Origin of the sequence: Sphingobium sp. 15-1 (assembly GCF_013375535.1) — a bacterium.
Classification (GTDB): domain Bacteria; phylum Pseudomonadota; class Alphaproteobacteria; order Sphingomonadales; family Sphingomonadaceae; genus Sphingobium; species Sphingobium aromaticivastans.
Genome location: NZ_JABXJG010000002.1, coordinates 1,387,823 through 1,410,000 on the forward strand (window position 1 = coordinate 1,387,823; position 22,178 = coordinate 1,410,000).

The 22,178-nt window shown below is 63.5% G+C and carries 19 protein-coding genes (1 of these 19 cut by a window edge); 9 read left to right on the plus strand and 10 right to left on the minus strand.

Annotated elements, in window-relative coordinates; genetic code table 11:
- Positions 1-21 precede the first annotated feature (21 nt).
- Entirely contained in the window at positions 22-2,046 is a 2,025-nt protein-coding gene (locus tag HUK72_RS22280) for an elongation factor G (RefSeq protein WP_176598703.1), read from the minus strand.
- A 191-nt stretch (positions 2,047-2,237) separates the two neighbouring features.
- Between HUK72_RS22280 and HUK72_RS22285 the strand changes: the two genes are divergently transcribed.
- Both HUK72_RS22285 and HUK72_RS22290 read left to right on the plus strand, forming a co-directional pair.
- Entirely contained in the window at positions 2,238-2,882 is a 645-nt protein-coding gene (locus tag HUK72_RS22285; protein ID WP_176598704.1) for a TetR/AcrR family transcriptional regulator, read from the plus strand.
- Positions 2,883-3,071: 189 nt separating this feature from the next.
- Complete coding sequence (locus tag HUK72_RS22290) at positions 3,072-3,452, plus strand: acyl-CoA dehydrogenase family protein (RefSeq protein WP_336952732.1); 381 nt, start codon at positions 3,072-3,074, stop codon at positions 3,450-3,452.
- A 62-nt stretch (positions 3,453-3,514) separates the two neighbouring features.
- Here HUK72_RS22290 and HUK72_RS22295 read toward each other — a convergent pair whose 3' ends face one another.
- The 5 genes from HUK72_RS22295 to HUK72_RS22315 all read right to left on the minus strand — a co-directional run bounded on the left by HUK72_RS22295 (position 3,515) and on the right by HUK72_RS22315 (position 10,810).
- Positions 3,515-4,615, minus strand: a complete 1,101-nt coding sequence (locus tag HUK72_RS22295; protein ID WP_087576363.1) for an IS630 family transposase — start codon at positions 4,613-4,615, stop codon at positions 3,515-3,517.
- Between the two features lie 368 nt (positions 4,616-4,983).
- Complete coding sequence (locus HUK72_RS22300; protein WP_176598705.1) at positions 4,984-7,209, minus strand: TonB-dependent receptor; 2,226 nt, start codon at positions 7,207-7,209, stop codon at positions 4,984-4,986.
- Between the two features lie 351 nt (positions 7,210-7,560).
- Positions 7,561-8,343 carry an SDR family NAD(P)-dependent oxidoreductase gene (locus HUK72_RS22305; protein ID WP_176598706.1) on the minus strand — a complete coding sequence of 261 codons (783 nt, stop codon included), beginning with the start codon at positions 8,341-8,343 and terminating at the stop codon, positions 7,561-7,563.
- A gap of 35 nt (positions 8,344-8,378) precedes the next feature.
- A complete protein-coding gene (locus HUK72_RS22310) occupies positions 8,379-9,185 on the minus strand; it encodes an alpha/beta fold hydrolase (RefSeq protein ID WP_176598707.1) in 807 nt (268 codons plus the stop codon).
- Positions 9,185-10,810, minus strand: coding sequence for an FAD-dependent monooxygenase (locus HUK72_RS22315; protein ID WP_176598708.1), 1,626 nt, complete (start codon positions 10,808-10,810; stop codon positions 9,185-9,187). The genes HUK72_RS22310 and HUK72_RS22315 overlap by 1 nt, the downstream gene beginning before the upstream one ends.
- A 231-nt stretch (positions 10,811-11,041) precedes the next feature.
- Between HUK72_RS22315 and HUK72_RS22320 the strand changes: the two genes are divergently transcribed.
- The 4 genes from HUK72_RS22320 to HUK72_RS22335 all read left to right on the plus strand — a co-directional run bounded on the left by HUK72_RS22320 (position 11,042) and on the right by HUK72_RS22335 (position 15,250).
- The gene (locus tag HUK72_RS22320) at positions 11,042-11,965 is read left to right on the plus strand and encodes a LysR substrate-binding domain-containing protein (RefSeq protein WP_176598709.1); all 924 of its coding nucleotides are present in this window, start codon (positions 11,042-11,044) and stop codon (positions 11,963-11,965) included.
- A 137-nt stretch (positions 11,966-12,102) separates the two neighbouring features.
- The gene (locus HUK72_RS22325) at positions 12,103-13,026 is read left to right on the plus strand and encodes a fumarylacetoacetate hydrolase family protein (protein WP_176598710.1); all 924 of its coding nucleotides are present in this window, start codon (positions 12,103-12,105) and stop codon (positions 13,024-13,026) included.
- A gap of 102 nt (positions 13,027-13,128) precedes the next feature.
- A complete protein-coding gene (locus HUK72_RS22330) occupies positions 13,129-14,163 on the plus strand; it encodes an aromatic ring-hydroxylating dioxygenase subunit alpha (protein ID WP_176598711.1) in 1,035 nt (344 codons plus the stop codon).
- Positions 14,164-14,203: 40 nt separating this feature from the next.
- Positions 14,204-15,250 carry an aromatic ring-hydroxylating dioxygenase subunit alpha gene (locus HUK72_RS22335; protein ID WP_176598712.1) on the plus strand — a complete coding sequence of 349 codons (1,047 nt, stop codon included), beginning with the start codon at positions 14,204-14,206 and terminating at the stop codon, positions 15,248-15,250.
- A gap of 75 nt (positions 15,251-15,325) precedes the next feature.
- Here HUK72_RS22335 and HUK72_RS22340 read toward each other — a convergent pair whose 3' ends face one another.
- Both HUK72_RS22340 and HUK72_RS22345 read right to left on the minus strand, forming a co-directional pair.
- Positions 15,326-16,972, minus strand: a complete 1,647-nt coding sequence (locus HUK72_RS22340) for an FAD-dependent monooxygenase (protein ID WP_176598713.1) — start codon at positions 16,970-16,972, stop codon at positions 15,326-15,328.
- Between the two features lie 140 nt (positions 16,973-17,112).
- Positions 17,113-18,012 (minus strand): alpha/beta fold hydrolase, encoded by a 900-nt coding sequence (locus tag HUK72_RS22345; protein WP_176598714.1) that lies wholly within the window; start codon positions 18,010-18,012, stop codon positions 17,113-17,115.
- Positions 18,013-18,133: 121 nt separating this feature from the next.
- On the opposite strand from HUK72_RS22345, the gene HUK72_RS22350 reads away from it, so the two are divergent.
- Positions 18,134-18,601: a MarR family winged helix-turn-helix transcriptional regulator gene (locus tag HUK72_RS22350; RefSeq protein WP_176598715.1), complete on the plus strand. Its 468-nt coding sequence runs from the start codon at positions 18,134-18,136 to the stop codon at positions 18,599-18,601.
- 38 nt (positions 18,602-18,639) lie between these two features.
- On the opposite strand, the gene HUK72_RS22355 is transcribed toward HUK72_RS22350, so the two are convergent.
- Together HUK72_RS22355 and HUK72_RS22360 are read right to left on the minus strand one after the other, a co-directional pair.
- Entirely contained in the window at positions 18,640-18,885 is a 246-nt protein-coding gene (locus tag HUK72_RS22355) for a hypothetical protein (protein WP_176598716.1), read from the minus strand.
- Complete coding sequence (locus HUK72_RS22360; RefSeq protein WP_176598717.1) at positions 18,875-19,078, minus strand: hypothetical protein; 204 nt, start codon at positions 19,076-19,078, stop codon at positions 18,875-18,877. Before HUK72_RS22360 ends, HUK72_RS22355 begins: the two co-directional genes overlap by 11 nt.
- A gap of 195 nt (positions 19,079-19,273) precedes the next feature.
- Here HUK72_RS22360 and HUK72_RS22365 point away from each other — a divergent pair, with 195 nt between their 5' ends.
- Positions 19,274-19,987, plus strand: coding sequence for an HAD family phosphatase (locus tag HUK72_RS22365; protein ID WP_255325920.1), 714 nt, complete (start codon positions 19,274-19,276; stop codon positions 19,985-19,987).
- Between the two features lie 129 nt (positions 19,988-20,116).
- Positions 20,117-22,178, plus strand: the 5' portion of a protein-coding gene (locus HUK72_RS22370; RefSeq protein WP_176598718.1) for a hypothetical protein. The gene runs 350 nt beyond the window's last position; the window shows 2,062 of its 2,412 coding nt (coding positions 1-2,062); its start codon is at positions 20,117-20,119; its stop codon lies off the right edge, out of view.

Sequence of the window (22,178 nt, forward strand, 5' to 3'; positions counted from 1 at the left end):
TTGGCGGCCGGGCGGCTCGCGCTAGGCGGGCTCCCTGGCCCGGTGCACGATGCTGTCCGCCAGCTTGGCGTTGACTTCCGCCAGATGGTCGAAATGCGCTTCATAATGCGCCATGCCCTGGCTCATCGACCGGATTTCCGCCTCCATCCCCCGCAGGCCCGCTTCCGGCAGGAGGACTTCCAGCACATCCCAATGGAACCAGCCGTCCAGCGTCGTCATGCGCAGCATCTGGCCCCGGCGGCTCGCCACGGCGGAGGTGATGCGGGAGGTCGCGGCGCCTGGGCTCATGATCGTCACATGGGCCACGGGCTCCAGCAGATAGGGCGCAGCCGCCGCCAAGGCATCGGACATGGCCATGCGCCCGGCGGTGCGGAAGGCCAGTTCCGAACTGTCGACGCTGTGGAATGATCCGTCCACCAGCACGGCAGCCACGTCAACCACCGCAAAGCCGAGCGGCCCCTTCGCCACGGCGTCGAGCATGCCCTTCTCGACCGCCGGAATATATTGCTTGGGCACGGCGCCGCCGGTGATCCGTTCCTCGAACCTGATGCCTTCCCCCCGGTCCAGCGGACGGACTTCCAGAACCACATCCCCGAACTGGCCATGGCCGCCGGACTGTTTCTTGTGCCGCCCCCGCTGCGTCACCGCCTTGCGGATCGATTCCCTGTAGGCGATCGTCGGGGCATGCACCGACACCGCAACGCCATAGCGGCGCTTCAGCCGGTCCAGCGCCACCGCCAGATGATCCTCGCTCATGCCGTGGAGCAGGGTTTCGCGCGACCCCTCATCCTGATCCCAGTGCAGCCCCGCATCCTCTTCGGCCAGCCGGTTGAGCGCGGTGGAGAGGCGCACCTCATCCTTGTGATCCTTGGCCGCGATGGCCAGCGCGCAATTCGCCGCCGCTTTCTCGACCGCATAGCCGGTCGCCGGAACCTGCGCCGTTATGCCGATCACATCGCCCGCCTGCACGCCCTCGATCTTCGCGATGCCGACGATCGCGCCCGCTCCGGCCGAAGGGATTTTCGTCGTGGCGGAGCCTTGAACGGCGAACAGGCCGCCCGGCCGGAGCGGCCGCCCCGCCGCGTCGACCATCTCCGCCCCATCGCCCAGCGCGCCGCCGAACAGGCGCGCCAGCGCCAGCCGTCCGACCGTCGCGGCATGGGAAATCTTGAAGAGCTGCGCCGCATCTCCCTGGATCGCGAGCCGTTCCGCCGTCTGCGCAGGCATCGGCGTGTCATGGCGCAGCATCTTCAGCAGCTGCCGAATGCCGAAGCCGTTGGAGGCGGAACCGAACAGCACCGGCACGATCAGCCCGCTGGCGGTCTCCCGCGCCAGGTCGGCAAAGACGGTGTCCAGACTCGGCTGTTCGTCCGACAGCAATTGTTCGAGCAACAGGTCGTCATGGTCGGCCAGTTGTTCCAGCATATGGAAACGCGCCGCACTTTCATCATCCTTCACATGCGGGGCGAGCGCGACCTGCTGCGATTTCTTGCCCGGCTCATAATGATAGCCCCGCTCCAGCGCGAGGTCGACGAAGCCCGCGACTCGCTCTCCTGCGCGGATCGGGATCTGGCGCGCCACCAGCGCGGCGGTGCTCATCGGCGCGAGCGCGGTCAGCAAATCCTCTATGCTGCCCCGCGCCTGATCGATCTTGTTGACGAACAATGCATGCGGAATGCCCGATCGCTCCAGCCTGCGCAGCACCGGCTGGGCTAGCGCGACTCGGTCCGGGTCGGGATCGATCACGACGATGGCGAGGTCGGCCATGTCGAGCGCGATGGACCCGTCAGCCGCAAAGCCCGGCCCGCCCGGCACGTCGATCAATGCGAACCGGTCGCCCATCCATTCGAAATGCATGAGGTTGAGCTCGGTCGAACTGCCGCGCTCTCGCGCTTCCGGGCTGGCGTCGCCCACGCTGCTTCCCGCCTGCACCGATCCCTGGCGCGGGACCGCGCCGGTTATGAACAATATGGCTTCCGCAAGGCTGGTCTTGCCCCCTCCGGCGGGCCCGACAAGCGCGATGGCCCGTGTACAACAGCCGCTCATCCTGCTCTCCTCCAATCCATCCGTCTTTCTGCGAAGCGGTCGCTTGGAAGGCGGGATGTTCGCCCCATATCGATCCGAACGCAAGGGCGAGATCGCCAATCCCATGTTTGGCCGTATCGACATTTGGAAGATGATGAGCCGCAGCCGCCTTCCCCCTTGGTTTGGAAGCTGCACCGGGTTATCCGCGCAGCATGAGCGGCGAGACGGCGACGACAGGACAGGCAGGGAAACGCTGGCAGGGCGGGCGGCTGCCGCGTGCGGAGGTGGACCGGCGCATCGACCGCCTGCTCGACATCGCGCTGGAGGAGTTCGCGCTGACCGGTTTCGGCGGCACCAGCCTCGACCGGCTGGTGGAGCGGTCGGGCGTCAGCAAGACCACCATTTACCGCCGCTTCGGCAGCAAGGAGGGGCTGTTCACCGCGCTGCTCCATCGCAGCATGGAAGCGGTGCGATCCGGCCTGCGGGCGCTGGAACTGGACGTGGATGATCCGCTCGGCACGGTCGAGCGGTTCGTCGCCACCTATACGCAGGTCGCGGTCTGCCATCCGATGGGGCCGACGCTGCTGCGGATCGCGGTCGCGGAAGGGCGCGACTTTCCCCATCTGGGCGCGATGCTGCTGGCCAATGCCTATGAGGGTTTCCGCCCGATCAGCGATTATTTCGAGCGGTTGATGGCGGACGGCGTGCTGCGTCCAGGCGATCCGCAGGAGGCCGCCTTCGACCTGCAAGGGCTGATCACGCAGGGGTTCCGGGTGATGGTGGACGACATGGCTTTCGTCCATCGGCCGGGCCGGGCGCGGGAAATCGCCGGACGGTTCCTGCGCGGCTGGTCCTGACGCCGCCCGGCGGCCCTTATGCCGGGCGATAGATCATAGCCATGATGCATGGCGATCATCGCTGATTTCTGCATGCAAAATCCTCTCTTCGCGGCAATAGCGAGGGCCGTGACCTTCGGGTCGGTTCGGCCGTCGCGCCGACAATCCAGATGAGAGGGGAGCTCATGACCAGATTCAGCCTTGTTCGACGTGACCGTCGACTATCTCAAGACCCGCCAGCAATTCGGCGTTGCCATCGGCAGCTTCCAGGCGCTCCAGCATCGGGCCGTCGAAATGTTGATGCAGCTCGAACTGTCGCGCAGCATGGCGATCCTTGCGGCGCTGTCGCTCGACATCGACGCCGATCAGCGGAGCCGCAACATTTCCGCCGCCAAGGCGCAGATCGGCAAGTCGGGCCGCATCATCGGGCAGGAAGCGGTGCAGATGCACGGCGCCATCGGCATCACCGCCGAATATAAGGTCGGGCATGCTTTCAAGCGGCTGACCGCCATCGATGCGCTGCTGGGCGACCGGGACTGGCATCTGGCTCGGCTGGTGGAAAAGCGCGGCGTCTATCCCGTCGCTGCCTGAGGGGCGTTGCTGATGTCGCTGACGGGGAGCGGCGCGTTCCCGTCAGCATAGGAGCGCAGGCTCTAGTCACCTGAATCCGAAGTTCGGTTCATTGTTTTCTGACAGAATCGTTTGACGGAGGCGAGGATTTCGTCGGCGGATTTCACCCATTTGTAGGGCTTGGGATTTTCGTTGTGAGCCGCGATGAATGCAGTGATGTCTGCCTCAAGCTCGGCTGTGGATCGATGGACGCCGCGTTGCAACTGCTTGCGTGTCAGTTCTGCAAACCACCGTTCCACCTGATTGATCCAAGACGCCGAAGTCGGGGTGAAGTGGACATGCCAATGCGGGCGGCGCGCGAGCCAGGCCTTTATCTTCGGCGTCTTGTGGGTGGCATAGTTGTCCATCACGAGGTGGACGTCCGGCCCTTTGGGCATCGCGGCGTCGATCCGCTTGAGAAAGTCGAGAAACTCGGTTGCCCGATGGCGTTTGTAGCATTTTCCGATCACGGCGCCTGTAGCGATGTCGAGCGCTGCGAATAGAGACGTCGTGCCATTGCGGACGTAAGTATGCGTGCGCCGCTCGGGCATGCCCGGTGCCATGGGCAGGACCGGCTGCTCGCGATCCAGCGCCTGGATTTGCGATTTTTCGTCGACGCACAGCACAATCGCCCGGTTCGGCGGCAACATGTAGAGACCGACAATGTCCTGAACCTTGTCGACGAACAGAGGATCGGCGGACAGCTTGAACGTCTCTGACCGATGCGGCTGCAAGCCAAACGCGCCCCAGATCCGGCGGATGCTGGTGTGCGATAGCCCCGACGCGGCTGCCATGGAACGGATCGACCAGTGGGTTGCATCCTTCGGCGTGGTGTTCAGCGTCCGCTCTATCACCTGAGCTACCTGCTCATCCGATACTGTGCGTGGTCGGCCCGCACGATATTCGTCGGTCAGCCCCTCGATGCCATCCTGGATGAACCGACGCCGCCATTTGCCGACCGTATGCTCGTGGACGCCGAGGCGTTCGGCGACCTCCTTGCTCTGAAGTCCTTCGGCACAGAGAAGGACCATCCGGCACCGGTCGGATAAAGAGCGCGGCGCTTTGTGCCGCCGAACCTGCCCCTCCAGAAATGAGCGATCATCATCGCTCAATATCACCATACCCGCCTGCCTGCCCGCCACCATATGGACCTGCCTTCCAACAGAGCTATACAATGATGCCTACTTCAGTCCAGGTGACTAGGGTGTGTGGGGATTCAGCCCATGGCGGGCTGCAAATGGCGGCCTTCTGCGCTTCCGGTGCTCACATACTTTGAGTACGCTGCGCGCCGGTTCTCCAAATCCACCATTTTCGCTCCACCCTGAACTGAATCCCCACACACCCTAGGCGGTTAGGCCGCGTGGGCAAATTCGGAATGTTGGGAAATGGCCATTGGCTGCCCTTAAGCGCCCCGTGTTCCTGCGCAGGAGCACGGTTTACTTCGAGGAAAGCGGGCGGGCCACTCTCCACCCAAATCACTCAATACTGCGAGTCTTGAATTTGTCCACGTCGCCTAAAACTTGAAACCGGCCGTGACGCCATAGGTGCGCGGATAGCCATAGGCGACGTCGAGACCGGTGAAACCTTCGATCAGGGAAGTCGTGTAGACCGTCTTGCCCAGATTCTTGCCCCACAATTTGACCGTGACATGCTCGCTCTTGTCGGTCCAGGCGATCGACGCATTGATCAGGTCATAGGCCTTCTGGAACGCGATGTTGTCCGCTGCCGCATAGACCTTGCTCTGGCGGAAATAGGTCGCATTCAGCGCGATTTTGCCGATGCCGGTGTCGATCGAATAATCGCCGCCGATGTTGAAGGAGAGGGTCGGCGTCTGGGCCAGCTTGTTGCCGGCCGCTTCGCACTGCACGACGCCCCCTGGCGGCGGCGTGGGGCAGCCGGGCCTCGGCGCGTTCGAGTCCGCCAGCGGGAAGGACTTGAACCGGTCATGGATGTAGGAAAGGCCGCCGTTCAGCGACAGGCCCTGCGCGATGATGATCTCTCCATCCAGGTCGACGCCGTACATCCGGGCCTTGGCGCCATTATAGATCAACTGGCTGCCGGCGTCGAACCGCTGCACCTGGATATTCTTGTAATCATAATGGAAGGCGGAGATGTTCAGCCGCATCCGGCGATCGAAAAGCTGGGTTTTCAGGCCCACTTCCGCCGCCTTGATGTCCTCCGGCTTGAACGGCTGTGCGTCGCGCTTCGCCAGCACGAAGCCGCCGCTCTTGAACCCCGTATTGTACGAGATATAGCCGAGAATATCCGGGCCGAACTTATGATCGAGCGCGATGCGATAGTTGAAGCGCTTGAAGGTCGCCTTGGTCGGCACGGAAGCCGGCGGCGACGTGTCGGGGAAAGGGACGCTTCCCGCAGGCGCGCCGAACGCCGTGTAGGATTCCGTTCCGCTGACGCTCTTATGCTCATAATTGTAGCGGCCGCCCAGCGTCAGATTCGTGGCAGGCAAAATCTCGTAGCTGGCCTGCGCATAGGCCGCTACCGCATCCGTCTTCTGGTAATTCTCATCGATGATGTGGAAGGGAACGCCCGGCGCCTGGGCGTTCACAAGCGGCCCGATGCCGATGTCGATCGGTTGCCAGCCATCCTTCGAATGGAAATAATAGAGACCGGCGACCCATTTCAGCGGACCGGAGTCGTTGGAGGAAAGTTGCAGTTCCTGGCTGAACTGGTTGAACTTGGCGATGCTGAAAGCGGTGAAGCCGTCGATTGGCAGCAAGTCCAGGTCGAGGTTGAACTGGAACTTCGATTTCCGGTAGGCGGTGATGCTCTTGAGCGTGGCGCTGCCCAGATCGTGGTCGACCTGAAGCGAAGCGCCGCCCGCCTTCAGCTTGTTGCGGAATTCGTAATTCTGGTTGACGTCATAGGTGCCGCCCAGTGGGAAGGGGCCGAAGCCGAGATAGAATGGGCTGAAGGGCTGCTGGGTCGTGTCCAGATGCTGGATGTCGCGGTCGCTGTCGCGGGATTCATAGTCGAGGGCGAGGCGGATTTGCGTCCTGTCGCCCGGTTCGATCAGCAGCTTCATCCGTCCGGCGAAATCATGGTCCAGCTTGCCGACTTCCTGGCCGTTGAACAAATTGGTGCCGAAGCCCTTGTCCTGATGTTCGTAGCGGACCGCCAAGTCGGCGGCGATGGTGTCGGAAAGCCCGCCGGTGACATAGGCGTCGGCAATGACCGTCTGATAATTGCCGTAGGAGAGGTTGACCGCCCCGCCAGCGTCATGCGCCGGGTCCTTGGTGACGATCTGGATCAGGCCGCCGGTCGCATTGCGCCCGAACAGGGTGCCCTGGGGGCCCTTGAGCACTTCCACCCGCTGAATATTGTTGAGTGTCAGCAGGGAACTGGGGGCGCTCGCGATATAGACGCCGTCGATATAGGTCGCGACGGGATTTTCGATGCCCGGCCCGTTCGACGACGTGCCCACGCCGCGAATGCGCGGCTGGGTATAGCCCGAAGTCTGCGGAATGGTGAGACCGGGAGTGATGACGCTCAGATCCTGGGAGGATTGAATGCCGACCGCGGCGAGCCGCTCGCCCGTGGCCGCGGTGACCGCGACGGGAACGTCCTGTAGGCGCTCCGAACGGCGCTGCGCCGTGACCACGATGTCCGCGATACCCAGATCGGCGCTTTTGACGTCGGCGGCGACTGCCTGATCCTGCGCATGGGCCGCTGACGACACGAAAGCGGCAATACAAACCGTTGTAAGAAATATGGGTTTCATTCAGGTCCTCCCGGCCTTTTTGTTTCTGTCGGTCATGAAATATCTGAAAAGATGGGTCCACCAATAATTTGTGCACAGTCATGCAAAATAACGGGCGCCCTCCAGCCGACGCACTCGCGTCGCCAGTTTTTGAAAAATTCGTTTGATCAGTCGAATGCCGTCGGTTCAAGTAGCGGCGCCCGGATAGACAGATCGACGGACAATGATCTTATCCGACGAATGTCAGAAAGCTACTTCCTGTCATTCATCCTCCCGTCGATGATTGCCGACTGTTCTTGCGGATGATGGTATCGTGAGAGACACGCTCTTGTCAGATATCAATAAAAACTTGGCGATACCTTAGGCGGTAGATCAAAGCGCCGACACGCCGCCATCGACGGAATAGCAGGCGCCGTTGACGAAGCTCGACGCGTCCGACAGCAGGAATGCAATCACTTCACCAATCTCCCTCGGCTGGGCGAAACGGCCCGAAGGATTCAGCGCCTTCCTGCTCTCCAGGCTGGGCCAGTTGGGGTCATTGGCATGTTGCGCATAGATGGCTTCCAGCATCCGGCCCTGCACCGGGCCGGGCGCCACGCAATTGACCCGGATGCCATAGCGCCCCCATTCCAGCGCGCCGCTCCGCGTCAGTCCCAGCACCGCATGTTTGCTCGCCACATAGGGGGCCATGCCCTCGACGCCCTTGATGCCGGCTGTGCTACAGGCGTTGACGATCGCTCCGCCGCCGCTTTGCTGGAGCAGGGGGATGCCATGCTTCATGCCCAGGAAAACGCCCTTTACGTTCACGGCCATCACGGCTTCGAACATTGCGGTCGCGCATTCGTGGATCGGGCCGCGCGCGCCTTCGATGCCCGCCGCGTTGACGATGCCGTGCACGCCGCCGAAATGGTTGTGCGCGTCGGCAAAACGGGATCGGACGTCTGCTTCATCGGTGACGTCGCACGATCCCACAAACAGCCTGTCGGAACCGCCCGCATCGGCGCGCAGCCTTTCCAGGGCTTCGGCCGAACGGTCGAACAGCGCGACCCTGGCGCCGCGCGACAACAACAACCGTGTCGTCGCCGTTCCTATATCGCCCCCGCCGCCCGTGAGGATAATGGTCTTGCCTGCCAGAATATCGCTGCTTGTGGCCATTCCGCTCTCCTGTCGAACCATCCCGCCCCGCTCGTTCAGTGGCGGAGCAGAAATCGCTCTATCGCTTCCGACGTCGCTTCGGGCTGGTCCACATTCACATGGTGGCCCGCATCCGGGATCGTCACCAGTTCCGCGCCCGGAATGGCGGCGGCCAGATCGGCGCCCATCGTCTTCCGCGCCTCCTCCGACGCCCAGATGATCAGGGTGGGGCAGGCGATTTCGCCCAGCCTGGGCGTGATGTCCACATAGCTCTCCGGCACGCAAGGAAGCAGCCTGACGCTGTCGCGGGGATGGGAGAGGATGACGTCGACTTCCTCCGCAAAGCGTTCCGGCTCGCGCTCCACGAAGCTGGGCGCGTGGAAATAACTGGCGGCGAATTCCACCACAGCCGCCCGGCGCACAGCTTCGTCCCGCTCCTCCGCGAAGCCCGCCGCCAGGTCGTAAAGACGCTGGATCGCCGCGGGAGGCGGACCGCCCGGTCCCCCACACATATTCACCAGCGCCCGCACCTTCTCCGGATATTTCAGTGCGACGCGCATGCCGATAGCGCCGCCTTGGGAAACGCCAGCGATCATCGCCCGTTTCTCGCCCAAAGCCTCTATGATCGCGGCGACATCCTCCACCAGATCGTCGGCCGTCCAGCCGCCGGGCGTGTAGCCCGACCCGCCATGCCCGCGCCAGTCCAGCGCGACGCAGCGAAAATGGCGGCTGAGATATTCGAACTGAGGGAACATGAGCCGCTTGCCCCCGAACGTGCCGTGGCAGAGCAGCAGCAGCGGTCCTTCCCCCGCCTCGACGCAGGCATAGTCGATACCGCCGATGTCGAGCGTATACGCCTTCATCAGACGTAACTCGCGGCGCCGCGCACGACGTCGACCAGATTGGCGCAATCGGCGGGCGCCTCATCACCGCGCCAGGCGACATGCTGATCGGGACGGATGAGCGTCAGCTTGCGCTCATATTGTTCGACGACGTCCGGCCGGTCCGACAGATCGAGGACCTTGAGCGGCAGGCCCACGGCGGCAGCGGCGCTTTCCAGCGGCGCGGTGTCGGCCTGCGCATCCAGCTTCAACAGGCAGAAGCCCCAGCCGAAATGATCGTAAAGGGAATCGTCCTCCCCCAGCCACACATGCGGCGCACGGCAGCCCGGCACCGAAGAGGGCACATAGTCGCCATAGGTCATCGGCGGCGGTTCGGCGCCGTCGCCCATGACGATGGGCGAACCGGTGTAGCGATAGCCGAACTGCGCGCCATGGCTGCGGAATTGCTGCGTCTTTTCCTCGACGATGAACTTGCGGATGTCCTCGCGTATCTGTTCGCCGCGTTCGCTATCCTCTTCCATATGCGGGCGCACGATCGCCTTGCCCCACACCGTATTATTGTGGGCCGATCCTTCGATGATGAACTTGCATACTGGATAGCGTTCCAGCGTGTAGCTTTCCAGCAGGCCCGGCCCGCCCCAGCCTTCCAGCATCGCGGCCATCTTCCACCCCAGGTCGGCGGCATCGCCCACGCCCATGTTCATGCCGAAGCCGCCGAACGGCGGGGTCAGATGCGCGGCGTCCCCGATCAGGAAGGCGCGGCCGAAATGGAAAGAGCGCGTCATGCGCGCATGGCTGCCCCAGACCCAGCCGCGCTCGTCGCTCGTCTCGAAGGGCTGGCCGACCGAGCGGAACATCATCTCACGGACCTTGGACCAGTCCATGGGATCGATGTCCTCCGGCATGGGCGAAACATAATAGCCCCAATAATCGTCGCCATAAGGCACCAATATATCGCCATAGGCGTCTTCGTTCAGGAAAAACGTCATCGAACAGAGATGCGTATCCTTGAACAGCGTCTTCAGTTCCGGGGCATGGAAGCGCCAGGAGATATTGTCGAACAACGTGCCGCCTTCCAGTCGCAGGTTGATCTTGCGGCGCTGCGGCGAATGGGGACCGTTGGCGATGATGAAATAGTCGCCGCCCGCCGTGATCCGCTCTCCGTCCTTTTCGTAGACGACTTCGACCCCATCGCCATTCTGCGTGAAGTCGATCACTTTGGAATGTTCGATGAAGGTCACCGTGTCGAGTTCACCGATCCTGTCGCGAAGCGTCTTCTCGATGGCCTCGAACGGCGCCCATTCCGGGGTTTCCGAAGCGATCGGCATGCGTTCGCGCCATTCATAGGCGCCCTCGGCTTTGAACAGGATCTTTCCGTTGGCTCGGGTGGAGAATACAAGGTCGCGGGCGACTTCGGAAGGCACCGGATCGTTGGCGCGGTGGCGATCTGCAATGCCCCAGCGACGGAAATGCTCCATCGAGCGGCCATTCACCAGGTTCACCTTGGCGATGCCATATTCGGTGAAGGCGCGAGGTTCGCAGATCAGCGTGCGGATGCCGCGCAAACCCAGCTCGATCGCCACCGCCATGCCGCAGGGCCCCGCGCCCGCGACGATAACCTGATATTCACTCGCTTTGCTGTCCACGATCACCCTCCACTGCAAATCCCGGTCTTGCTGTTTCGGAGCCGGGTTTCGCGCCATTTGTTCGGCGGCATAGGCTTTGAGCCGATGGCGTTGGGCTAACCGGCGCATGGGGCCGCCGCCAGATGACAAGACAAGTCCCGCGATACCCGCAACCGCTGCACGGGGAACATAAAACTCGCATTGCCTCTAGCGAATCGGTATCAAGGGCGAAAATGACATAGGGGAGGAAATATGAAGCTCACCCATTTCCGGGATCTGCTCGCCGTCGTCCAGACCGGCAGCCTCCGCGCCGCGAGCAGGCATCTCAACATCGCGCAGCCCGTCATAACCCGCAGCATCAGGGAACTGGAAAATGAGCTGGGCCAGGTCCTGCTGGAGCGTCACTCGAAGGGCGTGACGCTGACGCCGGTAGGCGAAAGGTTCGTGCGCCGGATCGAAAGCGTCCAGAGCGAGATTCAGCGCGCCAGGGAAGAAGTCTCGCAATGGGCGGGCGACAATAGGGGGCAGGTGTCGATCGGCCTGTCTCCCTTGACCTGCATGACATTGTGGCCGCCCGCGATTTCGACATTCAACCGCCAATATCCGGAGGCGGTGACCAAAATGCAGGTGACGCTGTTCAAGCCTGTCGAGCAGAGGCTGGCGGAAGGCACGCTCGATTTCTGGATCGGCTCGATACAGAAGGACAGCATTTCCCAGCGGTTTACGGTCGAAGTTCTCATGCAGCATAACCGGCGCATCGCCGCCCGCAGGGGCCATCCACTGCTGGATGCGAAGAGCTTCGACGATCTGGTCGGCGCCAATTGGGTGCGCCCCTCGCTCAACGATAGAAGCGCCGAAAGCGATCTGGAGGAAATGTTCACCGCGCGGGGATTGCCGCTGCCGAAAGTGGCCGTCGAATCCTCCTCGATGTTGTCGATCCTGCTGACCGTCGCCAACACGAATCTGCTGACCTTCCTGCCCGACCAGATGTTCCAGTTGATGCCGATCGCCCAGTTCTGCGCGCCGTTGGAAAATATCCCGCCGCAGCCTTCCGATCCGATCTGCCTCGTCCACCGACTGGGATTGCCCCTCACGCCGCTGGCGGAACGGTTGAGCGATCTCATCAGAAAGGCCGCGCATAACTATACGCTGAACATGCAAATGCAGGATCTCTAGCTTGCCGATTCGCATGCCAATGCCGGTAATCCGAACCGGCGCAGGTATCAGCCCGCCGACTTTATGATCGCCTCGTTATCGAGCGGAGCCGTTACAAACGGTTCGGACTCTGCAAGATAAGTGAGGAGAGCTTACCCATGAAACTGTTGCGCTTCGAGGCGGACGGGCGGCCAGTGATCGGCGTCGTGTCCGGTAACGGAATTGTCCGTATTTCGGACCTGCTGCCCGAATTCACCGAGATGCGGCAGCTCGCCGCCGCTGGGCCGGAGGCGCTCGCCAGGCTCAAGGACAAGCTGGCCACCGCCCAGCCCAAGGATGCGCTCGAAGGCGTGAAGCTGCTCGCCCCGATCGAGCGCCCCGGCCATTTCATGGCGCTTGGCATGAACTACAAGAAACATGCCGAGGAAGGCATGCGCCTGGGCGTGATGCCGCCCCGTTTCCAGGTCTGGTTCAACAAGGCGACCAACTGCGTGTCGCCGCCCAATGTCGACATCGATCCCGGCGTCACCAAGCAGCTCGACTATGAGGTGGAGCTTGGCTTCGTGATCGGCAAAGCTGCCCGCTATGTCTCGCCCGAAGAGGCGCCCGCCCATATTTTCGGCTATTTCGTGGCGAACGACGTGTCGGCCCGCGACTGGCAGTTGCACGCCAACACCTGGACGGTCGGCAAATCCTTCGAAACATTCGGCCCGATTGGGCCATGGATCGTGACGCCGGACGAAATCGGTGATCCGCACAAGCTGGAACTGCGCTGCTATGTGAACGGCGAACTGCGCCAGAAGAGCAATACCAGCGACATGATCTACAATATCTGGGAGCAGATCGAATATCTCTCGACCGCGTTCGAACTGGAGCCGGGCGATCTCTACCTGACCGGAACGCCTGAGGGTGTCGGCCATGCCATGAATCCTCAGACGCACCTCAAGCCGGGCGATATCGTGCGGTGCGAGATCGAGAATATCGGCGCGATCGAGAACAAGGTCATAGAGAGCCGGGCCAAGAGATTCCCTGATCTGGAGGAAAGCAGAATCCAGAAATTATTCTCAAGCGAACAAGTGTAACAAGAAGAGGCGCTGAATGGCGCCTCTTCCCATATCGGGAAAAGCGGGACGAGACTGGTGCCGGCGATCGCGGCGACAGCCGGTACCGGCAGGGAGACGGAAATGCGGGCGTTGAGGAATATCTGGTACATGGCTGCCTGGTCGGAGGAGATCGAGCAGGGAAAGCTGTTCCACCGCCAGATCGTCGGTGAGCATATACTCTTCTTCCGCGGCGAGCATGGGCAGGTCCATGCCATTGGCGATCGATGCCCGCACCGTTTCGCGCCGCTCCATATCGGCCAGCAGGTCGGCAATGCCGTCGAATGCAAATATCACGGCCTGCGTTTCGGCGCGGACGGCGCTTGTCTGTTCAATCCGCAGGGCAATGGCGCGATCCCCAGGGCGGCCAGGGTGCCCGCTTTTCCGACGACGGAGAAATATGGCATCATCTGGATCTGGATGGGCGATCCGGAAAAGGCGGACCCCGCCACCGTGCCCGATTTCCCGGTCCTGGAGCCGGAGGATTATGCCGTCGGCCACGGCTATCTCAAGGTCAACGCCCATTATGAGCTGGAGTCCGACAATATCATGGACCTCAGCCATATCGAATTCCTGCACCCGCTCTTTTCCACCGAAGCGGTCCGGCGGGGCAAGACCTCGTCGTCCCAGGAAGGCGATGTCGTCTGGTCGAAGCGGTTCATCAGCAATGACAGCCTGCCCTCCTTTCTGGAGGAGATATTCTTTCTGGAGCCGGGGACGGCGGCCGACCGCTGGCTCGACTGCCGCTGGCAGGCGCCGGCCCTGATCGAACTCTATAGCGGCGCGACGCCGGCCGGGCGGCCCCGCGAGGAGGGGCATGAAGCGCCCAGCGTCCATTTCTTCACGCCGGAAACGGAAAAGACGACGCATTATTTCTACGGCATGTGCTGCCCCAGAAGCATGGGCGAAGCGGCACAGCAGCGCGCCGATGAGCAGACCGAGGCCGTCCGCGGCCCGTTCCTCGAAGAGGATTTGCCGGTGATAGAGGCCCAGCAGGCCATGATCGGGGACGCCGACTTCATGTCGCTCCAGCCGATATTGTTGCCTGGAGATGCCGGCGGCGGACGCGCGCGTCAGGTGCTGGCGAGGATGATTGCCGCCGAAGAGGCTCAGGGCTGATCCCTCTGCCTTTGGACAAGCATAAGCGGGAGAAGAGCGGATGGCGGAGTGGCTCAGAAATTGCTGGTATATGGCGGCGTGGGCGGATGAGGTGCCGCGTGGTTCGAGCCTTACCCGAACGATCATCGACGTGCCGCTTCTTTTCTGGCGAGACGGGGAGGGGCAAGTGCGCGTGCTCGTCGACCGCTGCGCCCATCGCCTCGCGCCGCTCAGCTTGGGACGGATCGAGCGGGACATCGTGCGGTGCGGCTATCATGGCCTTGCATTTGACGGCAATACGGGGCGGTGCATCCACAATCCCCACGGGCCGATCACCTCATCCCTGGCGGTAAGGGCCTATCCCCTGGCGGAACGTCACAAGGCGCTCTGGATATGGATGGGGGCACCGGAAAAGGCCGACGAGGATGCCATTCCCGACCTGTCCTTTGCCGACGCCGCGCCGCAGCATGCCTTCAGCGAGGGATATATGCCGACGGCGGCGGACCACCGCTTGCTGGAGGATAATATTCTCGACCTCAGCCATGGCGATTATCTGCATGCCGAGACGCTTGGCGGGGGGTCGTTCACGCGCGCGGGCGTGAAGGTCGAGGAGAGGGGAGACACTGTTTTCGTCCGCTGGACCGCGAAGAACGAGAAGGCGATACCGATCTGGCAACCGGAACTGCCGGACCCGGACATGATGGTGGACATGACGACCGAGGTTCTTTGGCATCCGTCGGGCGTCATGCTGCTGGACGGCATATTGACCGCCGCCGAGGGCAGGGCGGATGTCGAGATCGTGACGCGCAACGCGCATGTCATGACGCCTGAAACATCCACGACAACCCATTATTTCTATTGCAACTCGCGCAATTACCGGACCGACGACGCGGAATATAACAAGGGCATCACCGCCGGACTGGCAATGGCGTTCGGCGGCGAGGACAAGCCGATGATCGAGGCGCAGCAGGCGCGGATCGGCGGCGCCGATCTGCTCGAATGCGGCCCGGCCTTGATGGCGATCGACAACGCCTCGACCCGCGCCCGCCGCATCTATCGCCGCCTTGTCGAAGCGGAGAAGGCAGCGCTGGCGCCCGCCTCGCAGTGAACCATCTCGCGGTGAAATCGCGCATGTCTCGCCCGGCAACGGGCGAGACATTTGGTCATGAGGCGCTTCTAACCCTTAGGTTGTGACCTGAGCCGCTTCCGCAAATGCATGGCCGGTGACCGCCGACATCAGCGTGTCGGGAACCACCGTTCCGCGCCAAGCGACATGCTGGTCGGGCCGCACCAGGGCAAGCGGCTGTTCATACAGGTCGATCACTGCCCGGTTCGACGTCTCGAAAATCTCGAAGGGTATATTGAGGCGCTGCGCCTGCTCTTTCGCTTTCCCGGCTTCGGCCCGTGCCTCGGGCGCGAGCACCAGCATGGTGAAGCCCTGGCCGAAATGATCGTAAAGCGAACTGCCGTCCTCCAGCCACTGATGCGGGGCAAGGCTGCCCGGCGCGGCTGACGGCATATAGTCGATCGCCTTGTTCCAGGGCTTCGGATGGGTCTCTTCGACGATGATGGGCGAGTCCATGTAGCGATAGCCCAGCACGACGCCCAGACTGTAGAATTCCGGCCGCTTGGTCGCCCAGATAAGCTCCGCCACTTCTTTGCGCACCTGCTCGCCGTGCGGGGAATCCTCTTCGATCCCTTCGCGCGCGAGTTGGTTGGGCGCCAGGCTGTGGTTCGCTTCCGCCTCGTCCAGCACATAATGGTGGATCGGCCTGCGCTCCATTTCATAGGTGTCGAGCAGCGCCGGATCGCCCCAGCCCTGCACTATGGCGGCCAGCTTCCAGCCCAGGTCGACGGAATCGCCTATGCCCATGTTCATCCCGAAGCCGCCGAAGGGCGGATGGAGATGGCAGGCGTCTCCAGTCAAGAACACCCGGCCGCTGGAATAGCGCTCAGCCAGCAGACGGTGGATCGTCCAGATTTCGTTGCTCAGAATTTTATAGGGCAGGTCGAGCCCGGTGGACCGCCGGATCATGCCCAGCACCTCCTCCTCGGAAAACACCGCATCCGGCGCGATGCCGGTCGGTGCGAAGAACCAGCGGTCGTCAGTGTCCATCGGCCCGATGAAGCTGGGCGCTTCGTCATTGCACTGCCATATCTGGATGCCGGGGCCATGGGGTTGCGCTTCCGCCAGGCCCGGCGCCTGGAAGATGGTCATGTTGTTTCGCGAAAGTCCGTAATCCCCGATCATGCGGATGCCGACCTGCTCGCGCACGGTGCTGCGCCCGCCATCCGCTCCCACCAGATATTGGGCCGAGAGTTCCCGCACGGCGCCGGTTTCCAGATTCCGGACCTGCGCGGAAACGCCTGCGTCGTCCTGCGCGACCGTCACCAGTTCCTGCCCGAACGCGACGGTGACGGAGGGCAGGGACCGCAGATGCGCCAGCAGCACGGCCTCGACCTTATATTGCGGAATCCACTGCGCATGTTCCGAATAGCGTTGGTCGCGCTTCCGGTTGCCATCGAAGGCATCCTCGAACCGGGTGATCAGATGGCCGCCCAGCCGCGTGACGAACAGCACATTGGCCGGATAATCGATGCCGAAAGGCGCCGCCTCCGCCAGCCGTTCGGCAATGCCCCAACGGCGGAAATGCTCCCGCGTGCGCACATTGCAGTTCTTGGCGCGGGGGGCGTAGCCGGTGCGATCATTCTTTTCGATGACCAGGCATGAGACGCCGCGGCTTCCAAGTTCCACCGCCAGCGAAAGCCCCGAAGGGCCTGCGCCGACGATGATGACCTCCGGGTTGGTTGCGCCACTCTTCACCGTCATGATCCTGTCCTGTTTTCTGTCGGGCGGTTCTACGATGGAACCGGGATATTAGGAGGATAGCAAAAAGGGTCGTCTGATCTTTGCAGGGTATCGTTTGCCGCTTTTCGGGTGCAGTGCCTTCCTCGGAACAGCGGGCGCATTCAGGAAAACTCTCCCGCATCGACGCCCCGCGTGAAGTCGAGAAGGGCATCCGCCACCTTCTCCGGCGCCTCCATCGCCGCATAATGGCCGACCCCTTCCAGCAAGAGAGAACGGATTTCCCGCCCCGGCACGGCGTTTGCCATGGTCTGCGCGGTGAACCCCCCGCCGCTGGCGCCAATGGCAAGGACAGGCGCGCTCAGCGTTCGCGATTGCGCCAGCGCCGCAATCTCCCCGCCTTCTTTCAGCATGGAGGAATAGAGGCCCGCCGCCCCGCGCCAGCCGCCCGGTCGCGCATAGGTGCGGGCGAACTCTTCGACATCCTCCTCGCGGATGGCATCCGGCGTCGCGCACATTGCGGGGAACATGAAACGGCCGAGGAAGGCCTTTTCGCGCCCTTCAAGCAGCATTTCCGGAATGCCGGGGGCGGCCATGACGCCGATATGCCATGCGCCGCCCTTGGCTACGTCCGCGAAATCCTCCAGCCCGAACCCGGCCAGGCCCATCTCGATCGCTGTGAAGCTCAGGAGATCGCCGGGGTAGGTTGCGGCAAAGCGGAAAGCGGCCCCGCCGGCAATATCCTGGGCAGTCAGATGAACGGGCCCAACGCCCAGCGCCTGCACCAATCCATGCAGATCCTCTGCGGCGACCCTGCTGTCATGCCCGGCCTCCGCGCAATCGGAGTCACCAAAGCCCCGCAGGTCGACGGCAAAGACGCGATGCCTTTCCTCCAGCAGGGGAAGACGCTTGTGAAACGCCCACCAGCTTTCGGGAAAGCCGTGGACCAGCAGGATGGGCGATCCGCTGCTCCCCGCCGAGACATAGTGCAGGCGCGTTCCGTTCACCGCGACGCGGTGATGCGTGACGCCGGGAAGTGTCTTGCCGATGGGTTCGATGTGCATGGATGCTTCTCCGCTATGGACAACATGGTTGTCTTTTTCGGATAGACAACCATATTGTCTTTGTCCATGGCTATTCGACAACTATATTGTCTTTTCCGGCGGCCGTCTTAAGCAGGGTGCCATGGCTAGATCAGGCGCAGACCTTGCATTGCTTCTTCTCGGCGGGTTTCGCTTCATGGCGGATGCCGCGACCGCTGAATTGTCCCGGCGCGGTTTCGACGATGTGCGGCCTGCCCATGAGTTCGCGCTGAGGGCGATCGCGGCGGGAGCGGGCAACGCTTCCGAACTTGGCCGCCGGCTTGCGGTGACCAAACAGGCGGCGGCCAAGACGGTCGCACTGCTGGAACAACGCGGCTATGTCTCGCTCGAAACCGCCGGGACATCGCGGCGCAAGCGCCTCCACGTCACCCCGCGCGGCCATGCCCTGATGGAGCAGGGCGAAGCGATTTTCGAGCAATTGCGGGCGCAATGGGAAAAGGAGATCGGCAGCGCCGACCTCCTGAAACTCGAAGCAATTCTGGCCCGGCTGCTAGGGTCCACGCCGATCCGGCTGGACGCCCCCGGCTGGATTGCGCAAGACGCGACTTAGGGCAAATCCGATCCGGTTCCACCTGCTTGGAAAATGCCTTAGCGCGCCTGGGCCGGATCACCGGAAAGCAGCGGATGCCGCATCCGCCAATTGTCCAGCAGCGTTTCGATTGCCGCGATTTCCTGAAAGGAGCCGGTCGGCGTCGCGGCCCAGTTGCAATGCGGGTGGGTCGCCCGGCTATAAAGCCGGATCGGCCCCACCAGCCTGCGCCAATGATGCTTGCTCCGCCCGTGGTCGCGCACCAGCCTCGCCACGATCAGGTCGACCAGTTTGTCAGCCGTCATTATCTTTCCCTTCGGTTGAAGACCATTGCCCCGGCAGGTCCAGATAGGCCTCTAATTCCCGCCAGTGCCGGTCCCATCCCGGTCCGCGCCGTTCCTGCGGCACATAAGCCTCGACCATCCGCCGCGCCCGCACCACGACGTTGCCCGAAGGTGCGCGCAGGCGATCCAGAATGTCCCGGATGCTGTCCGTCATGAAGATCGTCGCGCCATGCATGGCTGATAGGCAGAGGCATCCCAGCTTTCAACTTTTCTTCACGCCGGCAGGCAGGGCATGGATGCCGCCACCCGCTTCACCTTCGATGGTCGTGGGCGCACCCAGGCGCAAGCCGCAAAGCCTGCATCCGCCCGAGCGCTCTATGCACTCGTCAAACGTCCCGCAAAGCCCCACATGGGGACCATGACAGTCTCGACCTTCGCCAGCGCCGCTCCCGAAAGGCTGAACCGCCGCTTGCCCGATCCGGTTCGGGCGGTCATCTTCGACATGGACGGCACCCTGCTCGATACCGAGGCGGAGCATCGCCGCACCATGGCTGAGGCCGCCGCTGCCCTGGGATGGCCCTTCCCGGATGAGGTGCTGCTCGCCATGGTCGGCATTCACCGGGACGCGAACCGTGTGATGCTGAAGGAGCGGTTCGGCGCCGATTTCCCGATGGAGCAATTCTACCTCGACAGCGACCTGCTGTTCGAAGCGGCGCTGGACGCGGCCATCCCCATGCGCCCCGGCGTCGAGCCCATGCTGGCGCGGATCGCTTCGGCTGGCATTCCCATGGCGGTGGCGACCTCGACCGAAGCGCGCTATGCCCGCCAGCGGCTCGAAAAGGCGGGGCTGCTCGACTATTTCGACGTGGTCGTCACCCGCAACGATGTCGGTCGTCCCAAGCCGCATCCCGAACCCTATCAGCTCGCGGCGAAGCGGCTTGGCGTGGCCGTGACCGACGCGGTCGCGGTGGAGGACAGCTATGCCGGCGTCCGCTCCGCCGCGGGAGCGGGCATCGCGACGGTGATGGTGCCCGATCTGCTGCCCCCGACAGAGGCGGAGCGGGCGATGGTCGCGGCGGTGCTGCCCAGCCTGCATGACTTCGCCGCCCTGATCCTGCCTTGATCCGGGGCGTTCGTCCCACGGCTTCCCCCCTTCGTCGCAAACCCCGTTGCGTCCGCACCGCTCTTGGAATTGGGCAGCCGATGTGGGACAGCGGGGTCTGGATCGCTGACAGGAAGATACCGGGACGTTATGCCGCTGCCGAGCCGATTGAGGACCTTGCCCTGGACAGGCGGCGCGGCGGGCCTGACCCTGACGGTCTTGGCGTCGGGCGTGTCGGCGTTGGCCGCCGATCCTGCGCCTTTCGAGCTTGGCGGGCCGGGGCTGCGCATTACGGTCACGCGGGACGGGGAGGTGCTGCCCATCGCCCAGGTGCCCAGCCTGGCCGAAGGCGACCGACTGTCGATCAAGGCCGATCTGCCGGAGGATCAGGGCGCGCGCTTCCTGCTGCTGTCCACCTTCCTGCGCGGCGCCACCAATCCGCCGCCCAAGGATTGGATCAAGGCCGCCGAAACCTGGAAGAAGAAGGACAAGGATAACAGCCTCACCCTGACCGTGCCTAAGGGCGCCCGGCAGATGACCCTGTTCCTGGTTCCCGACACCGGCGGCGCGGAAGGCACGATCGTCGACGCCGTGCGCGGCAAGCCGGGCGAGTTCATCCGGGCGACGCAGGAACTCAACCAGGCCTCGCTCGACCGTTCCCGGCTGGACGCCTTCATGGCGGCGATCCGGGCGCAGGAAAACAGCCATCCCGAATATCTGCGCTCGGTCGCCCCGGCCCTGGCGCGCAGCCTGTCGATGAAGCTCAACGACGAATGCCTGTCCAGGGTGGTAGAGCTTCAGGCAAGCTGCCTGCTCGAAAATCGCGAGCAACTGGTGCTGGCCGACGTGCACAGCAGCTCCATCGCGGAAACGCTGACCGGCGCGCCAACCGACCTGGCGCTCCAGCTCAGTTCCACGCGGGAGGCGGGCTACGGCTTCTACAGCCCCTATATCGGCGTGGTGCGCGACGTGGCGAAGATTTTCGGCGCGTTCAGCAATCCGGAATTCGACTATCTGCCGACACTCAGCATCCGCCGCGATGAGGCGGCTGCGCTGCTGCTCAACAAGGCACCCTCTTTTCAGAAGCCCAAATCGGTGCTGGTCGTCGGCATGCCCGCGATCGAGGCCGACAGCCCGCCCCGCCTGCGCAGCGCCGCCAACGGCCCGATCTGCGCGGCGCGGCCGGGCGTGGTGCTGCCGGTCGAGGGCGCGCCGCTCATCTATTCGACTGCCTATGCGCGCAACATGATGGTGAAGCTGACGGCGTCCGGCGGGGAGACGCTGGACCTGCCGGTAGAGGCGCGGGCGGATCGCGGCGGCTATGTCGTCCGAAACAGTGACCCGCTGCCCCCCGCCTTCAAGGGCACGGTGAAGGGGCATCTCTACGGCCATTGGGGTTTCGAGCGGTTCGAGGGGCCGGACCTAGCCCTGCAATTGCCCGGCGATGCGCCCTGGAAAGTGGCGGGCGAGGTGCCCACGCTCGTGGTCGGACGCGACAATGCGCTGACGCTGACCGGGGAAGCGCCCGCCTGTGTCGAGGGCGTGCTGCTGCGGCAGGGCGACGGCCCGCTGCAATCCCTGCCCTGGAAGGTACAGGGGACGGACAGCCTGGCCCTGACCCTGCCGCTGGCCGACCGCAAGCCCGGCGACATCAGGGTAGAGGTCAAATATCAGGGCATGGCCGAACCATCCGTGCTGCCGCTCAAGGCCTATGCCCAGGCGAGCCGCCTGGACGGGCTCAGCCTGCATGCCGGGGACAATAGCGCGATCCTCTCCGGCCAGCGGCTGGATCAGGTCGCCAGCGTCGATCTGTCCGGCATGGCCCTGCAACCCGCCGAACTGACGCGCGACGGATCGGTGGACCGGCTATGGCTGGTGGCGAAGGGCGAGGGCGCCGCGCTCAAGCCCGGCGATCAGGCGACGGCGCGGATCAGGCTGAAGGACGGGCGCTCGGTCACTCTGGCCGCAACGGTCGAGCAGGCGCGGCCTCGCCTGACCCTGCTCAGCAAGAGCATCTCGCAACGGACGGGCGAGGGGCGCAGCCTGCAACTGCCGGGCGAGGATCTGCTGCCCGACGATGGACGGCTCGTTTTTTCGGTGCGCGCGGACCAGGGCGCCGCTTTCCGGCCGGACGATGCGCTGGAGGTCGCCACGGCGGACGGCGGGAAGTCCGTCACGCTGGGCAGTGCCAACGGGCTCAGGCTATCGGGGC